The organism is Mesorhizobium sp. WSM4310 (assembly GCF_007003935.1).
Taxonomy (GTDB): Bacteria; Pseudomonadota; Alphaproteobacteria; order Rhizobiales; family Rhizobiaceae; genus Mesorhizobium.
This window is the reverse complement of the sequence record NZ_VFTA01000003.1, coordinates 228,389-247,836: the sequence shown is the minus strand read 5'-3', so window position 1 is coordinate 247,836 and position 19,448 is coordinate 228,389. Positions and strand designations below refer to the sequence as shown.

18 protein-coding genes are annotated in these 19,448 nt (G+C 64.6%); 11 read left to right on the top strand and 7 right to left on the bottom strand.

Annotation, left to right across the window (positions count from 1 at the left end):
* Nucleotides 1–209: 209 nt before the first annotated feature.
* From recN to FJV80_RS06055, 5 genes are all read left to right on the top strand, one after another.
* Entirely contained in the window at nucleotides 210–1,883 is a 1,674-nt protein-coding gene (gene recN / locus FJV80_RS06075) for a DNA repair protein RecN (RefSeq protein ID WP_095790811.1), read from the top strand.
* A gap of 151 nt (nucleotides 1,884–2,034) precedes the next feature.
* Nucleotides 2,035–4,239 carry an NAD-dependent DNA ligase LigA gene (gene ligA / locus FJV80_RS06070; protein ID WP_095773955.1) on the top strand — a complete coding sequence of 735 codons (2,205 nt, stop codon included), beginning with the start codon at nucleotides 2,035–2,037 and terminating at the stop codon, nucleotides 4,237–4,239.
* Nucleotides 4,236–4,925: a DUF2461 domain-containing protein gene (locus tag FJV80_RS06065; protein WP_179296480.1), complete on the top strand. Its 690-nt coding sequence runs from the start codon at nucleotides 4,236–4,238 to the stop codon at nucleotides 4,923–4,925. The genes ligA and FJV80_RS06065 overlap by 4 nt, the downstream gene beginning before the upstream one ends.
* Before the next feature lie 114 nt (nucleotides 4,926–5,039).
* Nucleotides 5,040–5,768, top strand: coding sequence for an AzlC family ABC transporter permease (locus FJV80_RS06060; RefSeq protein WP_095787754.1), 729 nt, complete (start codon nucleotides 5,040–5,042; stop codon nucleotides 5,766–5,768).
* The gene (locus FJV80_RS06055) at nucleotides 5,765–6,061 is read left to right on the top strand and encodes an AzlD family protein (RefSeq protein ID WP_095787755.1); all 297 of its coding nucleotides are present in this window, start codon (nucleotides 5,765–5,767) and stop codon (nucleotides 6,059–6,061) included. The genes FJV80_RS06060 and FJV80_RS06055 overlap by 4 nt, the downstream gene beginning before the upstream one ends.
* A 149-nt stretch (nucleotides 6,062–6,210) precedes the next feature.
* Here the strand turns inward: FJV80_RS06055 and FJV80_RS06050 are convergent, their stop codons facing one another.
* From FJV80_RS06050 to FJV80_RS06040, 3 genes are all read right to left on the bottom strand, one after another.
* Entirely contained in the window at nucleotides 6,211–8,055 is a 1,845-nt protein-coding gene (locus FJV80_RS06050; RefSeq protein WP_142875872.1) for an aminopeptidase P family protein, read from the bottom strand.
* Between the two features lie 213 nt (nucleotides 8,056–8,268).
* The gene (locus tag FJV80_RS06045) at nucleotides 8,269–9,141 is read right to left on the bottom strand and encodes a 50S ribosomal protein L11 methyltransferase (RefSeq protein ID WP_142875871.1); all 873 of its coding nucleotides are present in this window, start codon (nucleotides 9,139–9,141) and stop codon (nucleotides 8,269–8,271) included.
* Between the two features lie 11 nt (nucleotides 9,142–9,152).
* Nucleotides 9,153–9,731, bottom strand: a complete 579-nt coding sequence (locus tag FJV80_RS06040; protein WP_095787758.1) for an SCO family protein — start codon at nucleotides 9,729–9,731, stop codon at nucleotides 9,153–9,155.
* 188 nt (nucleotides 9,732–9,919) lie between these two features.
* Between FJV80_RS06040 and FJV80_RS06035 the strand changes: the two genes are divergently transcribed.
* The 3 genes from FJV80_RS06035 to FJV80_RS06025 all read left to right on the top strand — a co-directional run bounded on the left by FJV80_RS06035 (nucleotide 9,920) and on the right by FJV80_RS06025 (nucleotide 11,992).
* Nucleotides 9,920–10,438, top strand: a complete 519-nt coding sequence (locus tag FJV80_RS06035; RefSeq protein ID WP_095787759.1) for a CreA family protein — start codon at nucleotides 9,920–9,922, stop codon at nucleotides 10,436–10,438.
* Nucleotides 10,439–10,526: 88 nt separating this feature from the next.
* Entirely contained in the window at nucleotides 10,527–11,168 is a 642-nt protein-coding gene (locus tag FJV80_RS06030) for a DapH/DapD/GlmU-related protein (protein ID WP_095773963.1), read from the top strand.
* A gap of 398 nt (nucleotides 11,169–11,566) precedes the next feature.
* Nucleotides 11,567–11,992 (top strand): low affinity iron permease family protein, encoded by a 426-nt coding sequence (locus tag FJV80_RS06025; protein WP_095773964.1) that lies wholly within the window; start codon nucleotides 11,567–11,569, stop codon nucleotides 11,990–11,992.
* 11 nt (nucleotides 11,993–12,003) lie between these two features.
* On the opposite strand, the gene FJV80_RS06020 is transcribed toward FJV80_RS06025, so the two are convergent.
* A complete protein-coding gene (locus tag FJV80_RS06020; RefSeq protein WP_095774035.1) occupies nucleotides 12,004–12,870 on the bottom strand; it encodes an SDR family NAD(P)-dependent oxidoreductase in 867 nt (288 codons plus the stop codon).
* A gap of 134 nt (nucleotides 12,871–13,004) precedes the next feature.
* Between FJV80_RS06020 and FJV80_RS06015 the strand changes: the two genes are divergently transcribed.
* Nucleotides 13,005–13,286: a hypothetical protein gene (locus FJV80_RS06015; RefSeq protein WP_095773965.1), complete on the top strand. Its 282-nt coding sequence runs from the start codon at nucleotides 13,005–13,007 to the stop codon at nucleotides 13,284–13,286.
* A gap of 15 nt (nucleotides 13,287–13,301) precedes the next feature.
* Here the strand turns inward: FJV80_RS06015 and FJV80_RS06010 are convergent, their stop codons facing one another.
* Entirely contained in the window at nucleotides 13,302–13,877 is a 576-nt protein-coding gene (locus FJV80_RS06010; protein WP_142875869.1) for a TMEM175 family protein, read from the bottom strand.
* Between the two features lie 146 nt (nucleotides 13,878–14,023).
* Between FJV80_RS06010 and FJV80_RS06005 the strand changes: the two genes are divergently transcribed.
* Nucleotides 14,024–15,232 carry an MFS transporter gene (locus tag FJV80_RS06005; protein WP_142875867.1) on the top strand — a complete coding sequence of 403 codons (1,209 nt, stop codon included), beginning with the start codon at nucleotides 14,024–14,026 and terminating at the stop codon, nucleotides 15,230–15,232.
* A gap of 3 nt (nucleotides 15,233–15,235) precedes the next feature.
* Here FJV80_RS06005 and FJV80_RS06000 read toward each other — a convergent pair whose 3' ends face one another.
* Nucleotides 15,236–16,708, bottom strand: a complete 1,473-nt coding sequence (locus FJV80_RS06000) for an MATE family efflux transporter (protein ID WP_142875865.1) — start codon at nucleotides 16,706–16,708, stop codon at nucleotides 15,236–15,238.
* 244 nt (nucleotides 16,709–16,952) lie between these two features.
* On the opposite strand from FJV80_RS06000, the gene FJV80_RS05995 reads away from it, so the two are divergent.
* The gene (locus FJV80_RS05995; RefSeq protein WP_142875863.1) at nucleotides 16,953–17,744 is read left to right on the top strand and encodes a L,D-transpeptidase; all 792 of its coding nucleotides are present in this window, start codon (nucleotides 16,953–16,955) and stop codon (nucleotides 17,742–17,744) included.
* Between the two features lie 75 nt (nucleotides 17,745–17,819).
* On the opposite strand, the gene FJV80_RS05990 is transcribed toward FJV80_RS05995, so the two are convergent.
* Entirely contained in the window at nucleotides 17,820–19,289 is a 1,470-nt protein-coding gene (locus FJV80_RS05990; protein WP_142875861.1) for an esterase-like activity of phytase family protein, read from the bottom strand.
* Between the last annotated feature and the right edge of the window lie 159 nt (nucleotides 19,290–19,448).

The window sequence follows — 19,448 nt, the reverse complement described above, 5'->3', positions numbered from 1 at the left end:
CGCAAGCGTGCGTTGGGCGCTTTTCGGATTGATCCGATGCTGAAACAAAAAGATAGTGCGGCGCTGCGACTCCAATCGGTCGCGCACCGCTCCACGGCGGTTCAGTGGTTTGATTGAAGCGCTGAGCCGTCCCAACTTTTTGTCCTATGCAATTCCGATGGGAAAAACGCTACGCACCTTTCCTGGAATTGCCTGAGGTTCGGGTTCTGATGCTTTCCAGACTGTCGATCCGCGATATCGTCCTGATCGAGAAGCTGGATATCGACTTCCAGCCGGGCCTTTCCGTGCTGACGGGTGAAACCGGCGCCGGCAAATCCATCCTGCTCGATGCCCTGTCACTGGCGCTCGGCGCGCGCGGCGACGCCTCCCTGGTGCGCCATGGCGCACCACAGGGCCAGGTCATTGCCGTGTTCGATGTGGCGCGCAACCATCCGGTACGCGCGCTGCTCGTCGAGAATGCCATCGAGGATGATGGCGACATCATCCTGCGCCGCGTGCAGACGGCGGACGGCCGCACCCGCGTCTTCGTCAACGACCAGCCGTCCAGCGTGACGCTGATGCGCGATGTCGGGCGCGCTTTGGTCGAGATCCACGGCCAGCACGACGAACGCGCCTTGGTCGATCCGGGCGCCCATCGCGACGTGCTCGACGCTTTCGGCGGCCATCTCGGCGCTGTCCGATCGACCGGCGAGGCCTGGCGCCACTGGCGCGCCTGCGAGCAGGAGCTCACGCGCCACCGCGCCAAGGTGGCGGCAGCGGCGCGCGAGGCCGATTACCTGCGTGCGGCGGTGGCGGAGCTGACCAAGCTCGATCCGCAGCCTGGCGAGGAAACGGAACTTGCCGAACTGCGCGCCCACATGATGCGCGCCGAAAAGATCGCTTCCGAAATCCATGACGCCCAGGATGTACTGTCCGGCCCGTCTTCGCCCTTGCCGCAACTCGCCAGTCTGCTGAGACGGCTGCAGCGCAAGGCGACGGAGGCGCCCGGCCTGCTCGAGGACGTGGTCAAGTCGCTGGACGAAGCCATGCTGTCGCTCGACGCCGCGCAGTCCGGTGTCGAAGCGGCCCTTCGCGCAACGGAGTATGACCCGCAGCGGCTGGAGAAGGCGGAGGAGCGGCTGTTTTCGCTGCGCGCCGCCTCACGCAAGCACAGTGTCGCCGTCGACGATCTGGCGCAACTGCGCGACACGATGGTTGCCGATCTGGCTGATCTCGATGCCGGCGAGGAACGCCTGCATGGGTTGGAAAAGCAGGCCGCGGCGGCACGCGAGGCCTATGACATCGCCGCGGCGCAGCTTTCCTCGCTTCGCCACGCGGCGGCCGTCGGCCTGACCAAGGCGGTGATGGCCGAATTGCCGGCGCTGAAGCTCGAACGCGCCGCCTTCATCGTGGAGATGAAGAGCGAGGCCGAGACCCGCATGGAAGAGGGCATCGACCAGATCGAGTTCTGGGTGCGCACCAATCCCGGCACGCGGCCCGGGCCGATGATGAAGGTGGCGTCCGGCGGCGAGCTGTCGCGCTTCCTTTTGGCGCTGAAAGTGGCGCTGGCCGACCGTGGCTCGGCGCCGACGCTGGTTTTCGACGAAATCGACACCGGCGTCGGTGGCGCCGTGGCGGATGCCATCGGCCAAAGGCTGGCGCGGCTGTCGAAGCGCGTGCAGGTGCTGTCGGTCACGCATGCGCCGCAAGTGGCGGCGCGCGCGGCGACGCATTTCCTGATCTCAAAATCGGGCAGCACGGACCGTGTGGCGACCGGCATTGCCGAGATGGACAGGCCGGCGCGGCAGGAAGAGATCGCCCGCATGCTGGCCGGCGCCACGATCACCGACGAGGCACGCGCCGCCGCCGAAAGGCTGCTGCGCGAGAACACAAACGCGGCGTAAGGCCATCCGGCGTCATTGACGGGGCAGGATATGGCAGCGAGTCAGGATATGGCTCCATCCTGCTGTTCAGGAATGATCTTTTCCGAAAACCGGTTCCCACTTTTCGGGATCATGCTCTATTGTGGCGCGCCACCGTTCGGGGAAGAAAAGCATGGCCGAAAAACCTGTCGATTCGCTCAGCGAAAGCGAGGCTGAAGCCGAGCTGAAGCGCCTGGCGGAGGAGATCGCCGAGCATGACCGGCGCTACCATGCCGAGGACGCGCCCACGATCACCGACGCCGAATATGATGCGCTGCGCCGGCGCAACCTTGCCATCGAGGAGCGTTTTCCCGACCAGGTGCGCGAGGATTCGCCGTCGCGCAGGGTCGGCGCGCCGCCGGCCGAAGGTTTCGCCAAGGTGCGCCATGCCGTGCCGATGCTCAGCCTCGCCAAGGCCTATACCGACGAGGACGTCGCCGATTTCATCGAGCGCGGCCGGCGTTTCTTCGACCGCGACAAGGACCTCGATATCGCCTTCACCGCCGAACCGAAGATCGACGGGCTGTCGGCGTCGCTGCGCTATGAGAATGGCGTGTTCGTGCAGGGCGCGACGCGCGGCGACGGAACCGTGGGTGAGGACATCACCGCCAATCTCAGGACCATCGCCGATATTCCCGCGAGGCTGAAAGGCTCCGGCTGGCCTGATGTCATCGAGATACGCGGCGAGGTCTACATGACCTATGCGGAATTCGAGGCGCTGAAGGCGCGCTCGGCGGCGGCCGGCGGCCAGGATTACGTCAATCCGCGCAACACGGCGGCAGGATCGCTGCGCCAGAAAGATCCATCGGTCACCGCCAGCCGCAACCTGAAATTCTTCGCCTATGCCTGGGGCTACACGACGGCGGACCCCGCGCCGACGCAGTTCGATTCGGTGCAGAAGTTCAAGGAATGGGGGTTCAAGGTCAGCCCGCTGATGGTGCGGGCGAAGTCGATCGACGACCTCATAGCGCACTATCATCGCATCGAGGAGCAGCGCTCCTCGCTCGGCTATGACATTGACGGGGTCGTCTACAAGGTCGACCAGCTGGAATTGCAGCGCCGCTGGGGTTTCGTCACCGGCGAGCCGCGCTGGGCGGTTGCCCACAAATTCCCGGCCGAGCAGGCGATGACGACCGTGCAGAAGATCGACATCCAGGTCGGCCGCACCGGCACGCTGGCGCCGGTCGCAAGGCTTGCGCCCGTCACCGTCGGCGGCGTCGTGGTCGAGAACGTCACGCTGCACAATGAGGATTACATCAAGGGTTTCGACAGCAACGGCCTGCCGATCCGCGACGGCATCGATGTGCGCATCGGCGACACGGTGGTGATCCAGCGGGCAGGCGACGTCATTCCGCAGATTGTCAGCGTCGTCATCGACAAGCGCCCGGCCGATGCCGTGCCTTACGAATTCCCGCATACCTGTCCGGTCTGCGGCTCGCCGGCGACGCGCGAGATCAACGAGAAGACCGGCAAGGAGGATTCCCGCCGGCGCTGCACCGGCGAGCTGATCTGCGCAGCACAGGCCGTGGAAAGATTGCGCCATTTCGTTTCGCGCGGGGCGCTCGATATAGAGGGCCTGGGCGCCGAAAACATCGACACCTTCTTCAATGCCGGACTGATCAAGACGGCCGCCGATATTTTTACGCTCAGGGATCGACGTCCCGCCGTCACCAAGGCGCTGGCCGAGCGGCGCGAGGAGCAGGCCAGGCAGCGTGAGGCGGCGTCCGGAAAGACGCGCAAGAATGTGCGCAATGTCGAGGACCGCAACTATGAAGGCCTCGACAAGCTGTTCGCGGCCATCGACTCGCGCCGCGAGCCGGAACTCGATCGCTTCATCTTCGCGCTCGGCATCCGCCATATCGGAGAGACGACGGCCGCCGTGCTCGCCAAGACCTTTTCCACCATCGAGGAACTGATCCGCGTCGGCAAGGAAACGGCGGCAGCGCAGGATCCGCACACCGTCTTCCCTTCGGTCAACGGCATCGGTGACACGGTGATCGATGCGCTGCGCGATTTCTTCGGCAATGAACGCAATGACGACGTGCTCGACAAGCTGCTCGAGCAGGTCAGGCCCAAGCCCTATATCGTCACCGTCTCGGCCGACAGCGAGGTTGCCGGCAAGACCATCGTCTTCACCGGCACGCTGGAGAAGATGACGCGCTCGGAAGCCAAGGCGATGGCCGAACGCCTGGGCGCCAAGGTGGCCGGCTCGGTTTCGGCCAAGACCGATCTGCTGGTCGCCGGACCCGGCGCCGGCTCCAAGCTCAAGCTTGCCAGCGAACTTGGCGTCGAAGTCATCGACGAAGACACCTGGCTGCAACGGGTCGGCAAGGCGTGATGGCGTTCAAAGGCTTCGGCCCAAAGGCCCTTCCGTTCCTGAAGGCGCTGGATTTCCACCAGAGCCGGGAGTGGTTTTTGGAAAACCGCGACCTGTTCGAACAGGAACTGCGCGATCCGCTTGGCGATCTCGTCGACACGCTGACCCAACGCTTTGCGGAAGCGCGGCTCGGCTTGCGCGGCGACCGCAAGAAGTCGCTGTTCCGCATCAATCGTGACGTGCGCTTTGCCAAGGACAAGCGGCCCTACAACCGGCATGTCTCGGCGATCCTGTCGCCCGATGGCAGCAAGGCCGTGCAGGGCGTGTTCTACATTCATATCGGGCTTGAGGGCTGCTTTGCCGGCGTCGCCTGGTGGCAGCCGGAGGCTGCGCTGCTGCTGGCGATGCGGCGCGCCATCGAGACGTGGCCGGACAGGTTTCGCGCCATGGTTAAGGCGTTGAAGAAGAACGGCCTCGAGCTTAGCGCCGAAGACGCCATGAAACGCACGCCGCGGGGCTTCGAGCACGTTACGGACAAGGATCTCGTCGCTGCGATCCGCAACCGGCATTTTGCCGTCCGCCACGTCATCGATCCGGCGGGCATCCACGGGCCGGAACTGGTCGAGGAACTCGTCGATTTCACCATGCGCGCCAAGCCTCTGCTCGACTGGGGCAGGGCGATCGAGGGCAAAATCGCGAAGGACTAAGTTCCATCTCGAGCCCGGCGATGATCATTTCCGCTGATCGTTTGGCTCAAGCGAATTCGTGTGACAAGGCGGGCTGCACTACCTACATCGACGGTTTCGACCCTGGAGCGATCGATGGCGACGGACGTGATTTCCGAGAGCGGCGGCAGAAGCGACTTCTGGCAAGGCGTGCGGCTCTCCATGCCTGTCGTCGTGGCGTCGGCGCCGTTCGCGGTGCTGTTCGGGGCGCTTGCCGTCGACAATGGTTTCTCGGTCCTCGAAGCCTTTATGATGAGCGCGCTGGTCTATGGCGGTGCCAGCCAGATGGTCGGCATCCAGCTGTTCGGCCAGCATGTCGCGCCGTGGCTGATCGTGCTGTCGATCTTCGCCGTCAACTTCCGCCATGTGCTCTACTCCGCCGGCATTGGCCGGCGCATCGCGCATTGGCCTGTCATCCAGCAGGCGCTCGGCTATTTCATCCTCACCGATCCGCAGTTCGCGGTGGCCGAGGCGAGGGCGGCGTCGGGCCAGACGGTCGGCTTCGCCTGGTATCTGGGGCTTGGCCTGCCGGTCTATGTGTTCTGGGTAACCGAAAGCGCGCTGGGTGCTGTGTTCGGCAAGCTCATCCCCGACACGCATGCGCTGGGCATCGATTTCCTGTTGCCGATCTATTTCCTCGGCCTGGTGATGGGCTTCCGCAAGCGACCGCTGTGGCTGCCGGTGGTGGTCGCCAGTGCCTGCGCCTCAATCGTCGCCTACAAGACGGTCGGCTCGCCCTGGCACGTCTCGATCGGCGCCATTGCCGGCGTGCTGCTCGCCGTCATCCTGCCGCCGCACCATAGCGGCGTGGAGACAAGGCCATGAGCACGACGTTCTGGATCATCATCGCCGGCGCGGTCGCCACCTATCTCACGCGCGTCGGCGGGCATCTGGTCATCTCCCGCTTCGAGAACATCCATCCGCGCGTCGAGGCCGGCCTCAACGCCGTGCCGGCGGCGGTGCTGACGACGCTGGTGGCGCCGGAGCTGTTGAATGCCGGACCGGCGGAATGGGCGGCGCTGGTCGTCACCGCCGCGGTCTCACTGCGCGGCGGGCTGATGTCGATGTTTTTGGCTGGCGCGGCAGTGCTCATCCTGGCGCGGCAGTTCGCAGCGTAGTTTGGCCCGCGATCTTTCCGAGCGTTGGCGCCGCCCCTCATTGCCCTGCCGGGCGTTCGTCACTCGAAAAGCCAAGCAATTGGCTTTTCGTCCGCTTCGCGGACCGCTTCTCAACTCCCCGTATAGTGACTTGGAGAAAGAGGCTCGCCTCAAATCTTCGCGTCGTGCGGCAGCGGCGCTGTCGCCTTTTCCAGCCAGGCCAAGGTTTCGCCGTCGAGCATCGGTCCGATCTCGGCCAGAACGCGGGCATGGTAGGCGTCTAGCCAATGCAGCTCCTCGCGCGTCAGCAGCTCTGACCGCACCAGCCTGATGTCGATCGGCGCCAGCGTCAGCGTCTCGAAGCCATGCACGGCGATGTCGCCGCCTTCGATCTGTTCGGCCGGCGTCACCAGGATGAGGTTCTCGATGCGGATGCCGTAGGCGCCTTCCTTGTAATAGCCGGGTTCGTTGGACAGCATCATGCCTTCGAGCAGCTTTTCGGTGCCGGTGCGGGCAATGCGCTGCGGACCTTCATGCACGGCCAGATAAGAGCCGACGCCATGGCCGGTGCCATGGGCGAAGTCGCAACCATGCTTCCACAGCGCCATGCGGGCGACGGCGTCGATTTCCGAGCCGCGCGTGCCGGCGGGGAAGCGCAGCGTGGAAATGCCGATCATGCCTTTCAGCACCAGCGTAAAGCGTTCGCGCATTTCCTCGGTCGGCTGGCCGATCGGCACGGTGCGGGTGATGTCGGTGGTGCCGTCCTGATACTGCGCGCCGGAATCGAGCAGGAACAACTCGCCGGCCTGCAGCTTGCGGCTGGTGGCGCGCGACACGCGGTAATGCATGATGGCGCCGTTCGGGCCGGCGCCGGAAATGGTGTCGAAGGACACGTCGCGCAGCGGCATTTGCGTTTCCTCGCCGGTCTGCCGGCGGCTCTCCTCCAGCCTTGTGACGACCGCGATCTCGTCGAGCGAGCCGGGTTTTTGCCGCTCCAGCCAGCACAGCAGCTTGGCCACCGCCGCGCCGTCACGACGGTGCGCGGCGCGCGAGCCGTTGATCTCGGCCTGGTTCTTGGTGGCTCGCGGGATGCGGGCAGGATCGGGCGCGGCGACCACGGTACCGCCATTGTCCTCGACCAGCATGCGCAGCCGGTCGGCCGCCAGCACCGGGTCGAGCGCGATCTTGGCGCCACCCTTGGCAAGCGCTGCGATCGCCGCCTCGAATTCGCCGGGCTCGTGCGGATCGGCGAGCTGGGTGAGATAGGCCGCGACCTGGCGCGAGAATTTGCGCATGTCCATGAACAGCTGGTGCGATCCATCCGCCGCGAGGATGGCGAAGCCGAGCGCCAGCGGCGTGTGCGGTACGTCGCCGCCTCGGATGTTGAAGGCCCAGGCGATGGAGGAGGGGTCGGTCAGCACCGCATGGGTGGCGCCGTCCTTGCCGATCGCTGTTGCCAGCCGCGCCAGCTTGTCCTTGGCGAGTTCGCCGGCAAAGCCAATCGGGTGCAGCTCGACCGGCGTCACCGGCGCGGCGGGCTGGTCGTTCCAGATGATGTCGATCGGATTTTTCTCGAGCGGCACCAGCACCGCGCCGGTCTTGTCGGCCGAGGCCTGCAACGCCTTGACCTCGCCAATCGTGTGCAGCCATGGATCGAAGCCCAGCCGCGCGCCCTTGCCGATATTGTCCTTGAGCCAGACGGCGGGCGGGTTGTCGACCAGGCTTTCGACGGCAAAGATGTCGAGATCGACCTCGCTGCGCACCTGCAGCGTGTAGCGCCCGTCGACGAAGATGAAGGCGCGGTCGCGCAGCACGATGGCGACGCCGGCCGAGCCGCTGAAGCCGGTCAACCATTTCAGCCGTGCCGATCGATCGGCGACATATTCGCCCTGGTGCTCGTCCGCGCGCGGAACGATAAAACCGTCGAGGCCATTGGCGGCCAGCCATTGGCGCAGCAGCGCCACGCGCGGCTTGCCAACCGAAGGGTCGCCCGCGGAATCGAAGGTCTGGAACATGATGGGCCTCCTGATGTCAGCGTGACCGTAGCCTATGGGTCCGGAAATCGGAATCGATTTCCGGTTGGCGCAAACTGCTACGGCGCCGGCTGGCTGACAACCAAATGGGGCTGGTCCAGCCGCGGTACGATCAGCTTTCCGGAGAAATCCATGCCACGGCCCATCAAAGTTCTAAGTTGCGACTGTCGAGGATCGGCAGTTGCGTTGCCGATCTCAGCGCTTGAGGTGGATCGTCACCCAGCCTTCGCGGTGCAAGGTGCTGATGTGCCGGAAGTTCTGGCCGACATAGGCCGAGATGACGGCGTCGCGCTGGCGCTCGAGAATGCCCGACAGGACGATCGAGCCGCCAAGCGCGATGTGTCCGGCCATTTGCGGCGCCAGCCGCATCAACGGCCGCGCCAATATGTTGGCGACGATCAGGTCGAAAGGGGCACGCTTGCCGAAGATCGGATGGTGAAAGCCCGGTGCGGTGACCGTTTCGATGAGCGCCTTGACGTGATTGAGCCGCGCATTGGCGGCGGCGACCTTCACCGCCACCGGGTCGATGTCGGTGGCGAGCACCGAAATATGCGCCAGCTTGGCGACGGCGATGGCCAGCACGGCGCTGCCGGTGCCGAGGTCGAGCGCATTGCGCGGGTGCTCGCGCCGTACCACTTTCTCCAGCATTTCCAGGCAGCCGGCGGTGGTACCGTGATGGCCGGTGCCGAAGGCAAGGCCGGCCTCGATCTCGATGGCGAGTTCGCCGCTGTGGCGCTTCCTGCGGTCATGCGCGCCGTGGACGAAGAAACGGCCGGCGCGCACCGGCTTCAGGCCCTCCAGCGAACGCGCCACCCAGTCGATGTCGGGCAGCACTTCGCGCTCGACCGGCTTCGACTGAGCAAGCCCGGCGAGAATGTCCTTCACCCGCGCTTCAATCGCATCGACGTCGCCATCGGCGTAGAGCGAAACCTCGTGGATGTCCTGGTCTTCGTCGACCTCGAGCACGGCGATCGGCAGGCCTTCATCCTCGAAGGCCAGCTCAAGCGCCGCGAAGACGCGCTCTGCCTCGATCTTGCCGGTGGTGAAATGAAGCCGCGTCTGGGTCATATGGATACTTATCAACCCTTGGCCGCGAGGCGCTTCAGCTTCTCCACGGCCGTGCTGGCGCTTTCGCCATAGGCGATCGTGCCGGCAAAGTCGCCCCTGGAGTTGAGCAGCAGCACCGAGGCGGTGTGGTCCATCGTATAGTCGCCGTCGCCTGTATCGACCTTCTTCCAGTAGATGCCGAACGACTTGGCCATGGCATGGACCTTGTCAGGGTCGCCGGTGATGCCGGTGATGCGGTCCGAGAAATTGCTGACATAGGCGTTCATCACCGCCGGCGTGTCACGCTCCGGGTCGACCGAGACGAAATAGGCATGCAAGGTCTTGCCGTCGTCGCCGAGCGTCTTCAGCCAGCCGGAGAGTTCGAACAGCGTGGTCGGGCAGACTTCGGGGCAGTGGGTGAAGCCGAAGAAGATGACGCTGGGCTGGCCCCGGAAGGCGGCTTCGGTGATCGGCGCGCCTTTCTGGTCGACGAGGGTGAAGGGTGCGCCGAACGGTTCGCCGCCATAATGGCCGCGATACCAGTCGAAGGTCAGCCAGCCGATGCCGGCCGCCATCAGGACGAGAATGCCGACCAGGATAGAACGCATCATCACAAAAGTCCGTCCGCAGAAATCATCGCGCCGGCTCAATGCCGCGCCGGTGCGACAGTCTTAGCGGTTTGGCCCTGCGCAGGCAAAGTGCCGCGATGCCGCAACCGTGGTGGTGTTGACGCATCCGCTTGCAAAGCCGCACGCCGCGTCCCACCTGATACCGGCAACTCGAACCGCAGGAGGCTCCTTTGCTCGAACTGGTTGGGCGCGAACGGATTGGGCGAAAACTGATCGGCGGCGCCTTGGCCGCGTGCGTCGTGCTTGGCGCCGGCGGCGCCGTCGCCGAGGAAGTCGGCAAGGTCGGCGTCGACTGGGTCGGCAATGACATCATCGTCGAAGCGATCAAGGACCCCAAGGTGGATGGCGTGACCTGCCATGTCTCCTATTTCGACCGCAGCATCATCGACCGCCTGCACAAGGGCAACTGGTTCGAGGATCCGTCCGATTCGTCGATCTCCTGCCGTCAGACCGGCCCGATCACCATCGGCGACATCGACACGGGCGAAGGCGGCGAGGAGGTGTTCAAGCAGGGCCTCAGCCTGATCTGGAAGAAGCAGGTGGTGAACCGCATCTACGACAAGACCAACGAGACGCTGATCTATCTCTCGCATTCGCGCCAGGTGCAGAACGGCTCGGCCAAAATGTCGGTGACCACGGTGCCGCTCTATGGCCAGAACGTGGTGTGGAGCAAGGGCAAGCCGAAATAGGTGGATGGGCGTCTTTTTGTGCTGATTGGCACCACGGACAATTGCTCCTGCCTTGCAGGAGCAATTGCTCGGGCGTAAAGCCGCGCGCATGGACCGCACCGAAAACCTCGTCCTGAAAGATCCCGAGCCGCGCATCCATCCGACCGCGGAGTTGAAGGCTTGCAAGCTCGGCCGTTACGCTTCGATCGGCGAGAGGGTGGTGCTGCGCGAGGTGAGCGTCGGGGATTTCTCCTATTTCGAGCGCCATGCCGAGGCGATCTATACGAGCATCGGCAAATTCTGCTCGATTGCCGCCAACAGCCGCATCAACGCGCTTGAACATCCGATCGAGCGGTTGACCCAGCACAAGGTCAGCTATCGGCCGAACGAATATTTCCGCTGGCTGGGTGTCGATGCGGCGTTCCGCGAGCGGCGGCAGGCGAAGGCCGTGACCATCGGCCACGACGTCTGGATCGGCCACGGCGCGGTGATCATGCCCGGCGTCACGATCGGCAATGGCGCGGTCATCGGCGCCAATGCGGTGGTGACGCAGGACGTGCCGTCCTACACGATCGCCGCCGGCGTGCCGGCAAAGCCGCTCCGGGCGCGCTTTGCTCCCGACATAGCGGCGCGGATCGAAGCGCTCGCCTGGTGGGACTGGCCGGTCGAGAAACTCGCCAGGGCGGTTCCCGATATCCAGTCCATGCCGATCGAGGCCTTCCTTGATCGTTGGGAAAACGACGCCGTTTAGGCTTCCGCTGACAACGGTTTGGCCCTGGCCGTCACCGCCGCAGGCCATCAGCAGACCGAGAGCGGCGCTGGCAAGCGGGCTGCGGGAAAGTGAAGCGACCGTCTGTCCGTATGCCGGTCGGCGCTTTCGGGAACCATCCCTCCGCGCTCCGGACTGAAACCCCTTCCGCCATGCGGGGGTGGCGCGGCGGAAGGGGCCGGAGGTAAACCGCTGTGGAGCGGAAGGAACAGGCACTTTTGCCTGCACGGTTACTATGACATTAGACCGATAAGGTGTGTTTTCCGCCGCATGCGCGCCTTGCGTGTGTCCAATTGCACCTGATGTATTTGTTGCCGACTGGAACCCGAGCGGGTCTCCGGTTGTTTCTCATCGCCGCAGCCATTGAGAGATCTCGACAGATGGAAAAGGTCTTTACCAAGATTGCCAATTGGGTAGCCCACATGACGGGGCTGCCGCTGACATTCGCCGTCTGCTGTATGATTATCGTTGTCTGGGCGGTGAGCGGGCCATTCTTTGGCTTCTCGGACACCTGGCAATTGGTGATCAACACCGGCACGACAATCATCACGTTCCTAATGGTGTTCCTGATCCAGAACACCCAGAATCGCGATAGTGCCGCGATCCAGGCCAAGCTCGATGAACTGATCCGGGTCGGCAGGGGCCACAACCATTTCATCGGCATCGAGCACCTGACGGAATCCGAGGTCGAGGAAATCCGCGACAAGTGCGAGCGGGCGGCGCGGCGGCATGACGAAAAGATCGCCGCCATGGCCGCCAAGAAGGCCGTCGCGCAAAAGCGAGGCCCGAAAAAGCACGCGGCTTGAGAGCTTGCTGATCAGCCTTTGATGAAGGCCGCGAACGCATCCCTGTGATCGGGGTGCCAGCGCGACAGGGCGGGGCGGTTTTCGATGATGTCGCCGATGGCCCAGGCCATGCGCTTTTCATCCAGCGGGCGCGCTGCTTCATTGTCCGGGCACAGGATGTAGAAGTCGCCCCTGACCAGAGATTCCAGCATGAAATCAATGACCTGTTCGCCGGTCCAGGCGCCGGCGGGCTTTTCCGTCGCCCCTTCGGTGAGGCCGGTATAGGTGAAGCCGGGAATGAGCAGATGCGCCGACAGGCGGGCGCCGGGTTCGTTGCGCAATGCGTGCGCCAGGCCTTCGGTGAATGTCTTCACGCCGGCCTTGGAGACATTGTAGGCGAGGTTGCCGGGCGGCGTGGTGATGCCTTGCTTGGAACCGGTGTTGACGATCAGGCCCGGCTTGGCCGACGCCAGCATGCGCGGCGCGAAGGCTTCGACGCCATGCACGACGCCCCAGAAATTGATGTCGAGCAGCCGTTTCCAGCCATCGCGGTTTTCCCAGGGTTTTCCCGGATTGTCGCCGACGCCGGCATTGTTCATCAGCAGCGAGACCTCGCCGAAGGCGCCGAATGCGCGGTCGGCGAGACGATCGACCTCATCGGCCTTCGAAACATCAGCGGCGACGGCAAGCACGGCATCATCGCCGGCAATGGCCGAGACGGCGCGGGAGGCATCGTCAAGGCGCGCGCTGCCAATGTCGGCGAGCACGATCTTCATGCCCATCAGCGCAAGCCGCTTGGCGGCTGCCAGGCCTATGCCGCTGGCCGCGCCAGTGATGACGGCGGCGTTGCCGGGGCCAAGCGCGGGCAGGGCGATCTGGATTTCAGCGTCGGTGATCATGAGCAACAGCATCCTTTTCTCGATGGCGCCGAACTTAGCGCCGGGACGGGCTTGCGCAAGCCTTCGTCAGCACGTGTTCGGGTTGACCAGTCGGGCCGCGACTGCGCATGCTGCCCACAAATGGAGATTTTCGATTGACGGACTGGATCGCAATTCTGAAAGAGCAGACCGCCACCGGTGACCAGATGGGGCGCGAGGTGCCGCAGATGCTGGCCAACCCTGATATCAGCGAAGCCCAAGTGAAGACACTGTTCTCCGCGCTGGAAAAACAGGCCGAGTTCGTTGAGAAGCTGCGCATGGCGCTGGAGAAATTCGGCCATGATTTCTCGATCATCAAGGCAGCCGAACGGCTGGAGGAGCGCTACGCCGATCTTGCGGCGTCGGTCGCCGAAAAGCTGAAAGCGATGCGCAAATAGAGCGGCTTTTTGGAGCTATTTTTCGAGAACGCGGGAAAAACGCGTGTCCGGTATAAGCCACACCAGGGCGACGGCAACATAGAGGCCCACACCGATCCACCGGTTGAGGAAGGCAAGCGCAACCGCCGCTATATAGACGGCAAGCGAAATCCTTCCCTTGAGGTCAGGGCCGATTGCCTTGGCGAAGGCGGTGCCCTGACCATGCAGCCGGCGCAGTGCCAGGACCAGGATGGCATAGGCGGTCGCGCACATTGCGAGATCGAAGCCGTAGACCGCGACGGGAACCGTGGCGAAATGGTTCTCGCCCATGAAGGCGGTCGTTACAGGCATCAGGGACAGCCAGAACAACAGATGCAGGTTTGCCCACAAGACCCCGCCGTCGACGCGCTGCACGGTGTGGAACATGTTGTGCAGATTGTTCCAGTAGATGCCGACATTGATGAATGACAGCACGTAGCACAGGAAGACCGGCAATTGCGGCACCAGGGCCGCGAAGTTCTCGCCCTCCGGCACCTTCAGCTCCAGCACCATGATGGTGATGATGATGGCCACCACGCCGTCGGTAAATGCCTCGACCCTGCCTTTGCCCATGATTCTCCCTCTCGAACAGGCGAACGTTACGAGAGGATGTGGCGCCGCGCCATACTGACAATCTTGTCAGGAGCTTTGGACGGAAACGGGAACCGCCGTCGCCAGGTAGACGTTGGGCAGGAGTTTCCCAAAAAGAAGATGCCGGCATGACCATCAACGCTCAGACCATGACTCGCGACAACGAACTCGGTGGCCGTGCGGCGACGGCCGCTGTTGCCGCCATGATTGCGGCCCTTTTCGCCGGCAGCACGGCGTTGACGCCACTCTATGTCATCTACAAGCAGGCCTTCGGTTTCTCGCAGATCACGCTGACACTGGTCTACGCCGTCTACGTCATCGGCAATCTGGGGGCGCTTATCCTGTTCGGACGTCTCTCTGATGTCGTCGGCCGCCGTCCAGCCGCGCTGGCGGCGATGGCCGTTGCCGTGGTCAGTGCGCTGATTTTCCTGTTTGCGGAAAACGTGGCTTGGCTCGACCTTGCGCGGATACTCAGCGGTCTTGGGATCGGAGTGGGCGCGGGAACCGGAACCGCCTGGCTGGCCGAGCTGATCGAAGGCGAGGACAAATCGCGCGCGGCCATCATCGCCACCAGCATCAATTTCGTCGGGCTCGGGCTTGGCGCGCTTGTGGCGGGACTGCTGGCGCAATACGCGCCCTGGCCACTTCGGCTGACATTCGCTGTCTATCTGGCTTTGCTTGCCCTCGTCACCCTGCTGATTTGGCGCACGCGGGAAACCGTGTCGCGGCCGGGGCGGCTGACCGATGTCTCGATGCGGCCACGCCTCTCGGTTCCCGTCAGCATCCGAACGCGCTTCGTTGCACCCGCGGTGACGGGCTTCGGCGCCATGGCGCTGGTCGGCTTCTACGCTGCGCTGGCGCCGAGCATCCTGGCGCAGCAGCTGCACGCGACCAACCATGCCGAAGCCGGCGCGCTGTTTTTCGAATTGTCGCTGGTGGCTGCCGCGACCATCGTGGTGACGGCGGGCCTGTCCAGCCGTTTCACCATGCTGGCGGCCCTGGTGCTGATGATCCCGACGGCGGCGCTGATCGTGGCCGCGCAATTCTTCGCGTCCGTGGCCACCATGATTGTCGCCACCGCCTTCTGCGGGGTGGCGGCGGCGCTCGGCTATCGCGGCGGCCTGCAGGCAGTGAACCAGATTGCGCCGGCGGACCGCCGGGCCGAGGTGGCGTCGGCCTTTTTCATCTGCTGCTTCTGCGGCAATGCACTGCCGGTCATCGGCATCGGCATCCTGTCGAGCTGGGCGAGCGCCACGGTGGCGAGCCTGGCTTTCGCCGGCATGATCACCGTCTTCTCGCTGGTGGCGGTGGGGTTCGGCGCGAAATTCACCCGCTGAGCTTCAACCGTTCGGCGTCTCGGGCGCCATGTTGGCGCGGCCGCGCGGTACGCCGAGCCCGGTGTCCGGCGGCTCGCCGGCCGCCGGCCTGTTCTCGATCATGTGCAATGTGCGCCAGCCGCCGAAGCGGTAATAGGCCGCGGCCAGCACAAGCGAGGTGATCGAGCCGGCCGGGAAACTCCACCACAACGCTTCCTCGCCGATCACGCCGCGCATGAAATAGGCGAAGCCGGTGCGCACGATGAGCACCGAAATCACCAGGATGATCAGCGGCGGCATCACCGCGCCGGTGGCGCGCACGGTGGCGAACAGCACGATGGTGATGCCGAACAGGATGAACGACCAGGACGCGGCCGTGTTGATGTGGGCGGCGATGTCGATCGCCGCGCTGTCGCTGCTCAGGAACAGGCCGAGGATCGGGCGGTCGAAGAGCCACAGCATCGCGACCAGGGCGCCGGTCAGGACGAGGTTGAAGCCGACGCCGGAGGCGGCGACGCGGCCGATCCGTTCCCAACGGCCGGCGCCGACATTCTGTGCAGCCATCGAGGAGACCGCGGCACCGATGGCCAGCGCCGGCATCTGGATGTAGGTCCACAGCTGCGCGGCGATTCCATAGGCGGCGGCGACCTGCGAACCGTAGGAATTGACGATGCCCATCACCGTCAGGGCCGCCGCCGAAATGACGATCATCTGCAGGCCCATCGGCACGCCCTTGAAGACGACGATGCGCAGCAAGGCGGGGTCGGGCCGCAGCAGGGCGAGATTGGCGCCGGCCAGCCGCAGCGGGTGCTTGCGCGCGTAGAGCACGACGAGGATGGCGATGACGCTCACCGTCTGGCCGATCAGCGTCGCGGTGGCGGAGCCGGAGATGCCAAGCTCGGGGAAGGGGCCGATGCCGCGGATCAGCAACGGGTTGAGCGCGATGTCGAGGACGACCGCCAGCGCCATGAAGATGAAGGGCGTGCGTGAATCGCCCGCACCGCGCAGTACCGTCATGACGAAGGATAGAAGGTTCATCATCGGCACGGCGACGAAGATGATGCGCAGATAGGAACGCGCCAGCGGCAAGGCGTCGGCCGGTGTGCCAAGCGTGCCCAGGATGGCATCGACCCAGATCCAGCCGCAGACGGCGAAGACCACCGAAACGAAGAAGAAGAAGGTGGCGCTGGTGCCGACGATGCGGCGCGCCTCGGGCAGGTCGCGGGCGCCGACCGACTGCGCCACCAGGATGGTCGCCGCCATGCCGATGCCGAACACGGTGCCCAGGATCAGGAACAGGACGAGGTTGGCGTTGGAGGTGGCGGTCAGCGCCGATTCACCGAGAAAACGGCCGACCCAGACGGCATTGATCGACCCGTTGAGCGACTGCAGCACGTTGGAACCCAGCACCGGCAGGGCAAACAGCAGCAGCGTGCGCGGGATCGGGCCGCTGGTCAGGTCGCCGGTGCGCCGGCGCGCGGGCATTTTTTCGTCCATGGCTGGCGACTCGGCAAATGTGAATCTCGCCCGCGACGATATCGGAGGCCCGATCGAGATGCACCCTGCGCCGTGGAGCAGTCGTCCACGGGGCGGCTATCGCGGACGGGCGCGGAACGTGCCCGCCAGGATTGTGATGGACCTTGATCCAATCATGTTCTCAAAGCTCACGGAATGGGATATTGATCCCGGGGGCGTGGGGCCCGCATTCCTTACTAGATCTTATGGATAAGCCGGGGGGATCATGTCCGATATTCCGCTTTTTTCCGAGCGCCTGAACCGGCGCTCTTTTCTCGGGGCATCCGCTTTGAGCGCGGCCTCGGTGGTTGTTTCGGCGTGCACCACGACTGATATGGCGCCACCGCCGCCAGTGGCGCCGGCGCCAAGCGAGCCGGCACTCGGCGACGCCGCAACCATGTACGCGGCGCGCACCGACGAGGGCTATCAACTGCCGGCGATCCCGGTGGCCAAGCTCGATCCGAAGTTCGTCCGCCAGATCGTGACCGACCCGACCGGAGAAAAGCCGGGCACCATCGTCGTCGATGTCGCGGAGCACTTCCTCTATCTGGTGCGCGACGGCGGCAAGGCCATCCGCTATGGCGTCAGCCTTGGCAAGGCCGGCTTCGGCTGGACCGGCAGCGCCGTGGTCCAGGCGCGGAAGAAGTGGCCGGTGTGGACGCCGCCGCCGGAAATGATCCAGCGCCGGCCGGAACTGGCGAAATTCAAGGACGGCATGCCGCCAGGCCCGCAGAGCCCGCTCGGCGCCCGCGCGCTCTATCTGTTCCGCGACGGCAAGGACACGATGTACCGGCTGCATGGCACCCCAGAATGGGATTCCATCGGCAAGAATGCCTCGTCGGGCTGTGTGCGCTTCATGAACCAGGACATCATCGACCTCTACAGCCGCGTCAACGGTCCCGCGCAGGTCTTCGTGCGGCCCAACCTGTCGGCCGCCGGCAAGATCATGGCGGTGTCGAGCAGGACGGCTGAGCCGATCGATGCCGGCGTGCCGAAGGACGCGGAGTTCTTGAAGTAAGTACCTTCACGATCGACGGTTCGACCGGAATAACTCAGGCGGACGCGCCATGCGCGTCCGCCTGGATCGTGCTGATTACTTCTTCGCCAGAGCCGGCAGCGTGACCTGATAGACCAGGAACATGGTGTCGACATTGGCGCCGTCATCGGCCTTGTAGGGGGCGCCGACCTGGAAACCGTCCTGGGCGAGGAAGTCGTTGTCATTGGCGACGAACAGGAAATAGTCGTCGGGCAGCTGTGGATCGAGCACGCTGGCCAGCGACATTGCTTCCCACTTCTCGGACAGGTTGTTGTGGTCATTCGGCGCGCCATTGTGCAGGCTGAAGCGGTTGAGCTGCGCATTGTCGTTGATGTCGATGAACGGCGTCAGCCTGGCCGGCGTCACCGACGGATCGAGCACGCCCTTGGGCGCGAACGGCTTGTCGGCGGCGTCGAAAGGGCTGCCCGCGATGTCGGTTGCGGCCGAAACGTCGACGACAAAGATCTGGCGCAGAAGCGAGCTGTCGCCCTTGACGCCCTGGCCGTTGCCGCTGTCGCGCGTCAGCATCAGGAAGGACGTGTCCGACAGCGCCACGATCTCGCTTTGCGCGGCGACCTTGGTCTTGCCCTTGGCGTCCTTGAACACCGGCAGCGGAACGACATATTCATGCGCCAGCTTGAGATGGGCGAGGTCGGAAGCGTCATAGACCAGCGCCCTGGTGTTTTGCCGGGTCGAACCTGAATCGCCGCCATCCTGCCGGGTCGCCGACTGCAGCACGGCGATCAGGAACTTGCCGTCCGGCGTCATTGCCATGCCTTCGAGACCCTGGTTGTTCTGGCGGCCGGTCTCGGGATCCTTCGGATCGGGCTCGGCGGCACCTGGACCCGGATTGTCCGAGGAGAAGTTCGGCGCGCCCTTGCGCATCGGCACCAGGGCCGCCGGCGGCTGGGTCGCCGACAGCAGGCGGCCCTGCGCCGAGAAGCGGTAGATGTTGGGGCCATATTCGTCGGAGATGAACATCGAGCCGTCCGGCAGGCGCACGATCGCCTCGTTGTCGAGGGCGAGCTTGCCATTGGTGGCGGCGGGCAGCATCGGCATGTCGCCTGCGGCGGCACGCACATCCGACAGCGGATCGAGCCCGGTGGCATCGGCGCCCTTGTCGTCGGTGAGAAGCATGGTGTCGGTGAGCGTCGCCTTGACTTCGGTCTGTTCCTGGCCAGCGGCGCCTGCTGCTGCCGGCGTGAACTCGATGCCGATCGTGTTGAGGCGCGGCCGGTAGTCGGTGGTGCCGGCGACATTGTAGCCGCGATCCGGCAGCAGCCAGAGCGAACCCTTGTAGGTGCCCGCATCACGCCTCCAGCTCGATGTGTCGATCGCCATGCCGGAACCCGAGCCGAACGTCTCGCCGAATTTGTCGCGCTGTGCGGCCGGGATGCGGCCGACGCCGACCAGGCCCTTGTTGACGAGGCCGCCGACGGTCGCGGTGCCGTCGGCAAGCGCCGGCGTGAGCGCGGTGAACAAGGCCAGCGCGACGCCGATCCAGGCGGTTCGGTGCAGATGTTTCATGGATGATCCTCTTTGTGACAGATGCGCCGGAGCGGCCGAAGAGCGAAAAAGCTGAAAGAGGCGGTACATCGATGCTGCCGCGCGCCGCCCCCGAAAAGCGGTCTACGGCGCGAACATGATGCTTGCGTGACAGTGCGGCATGCCTGAACGCCGGCGTGT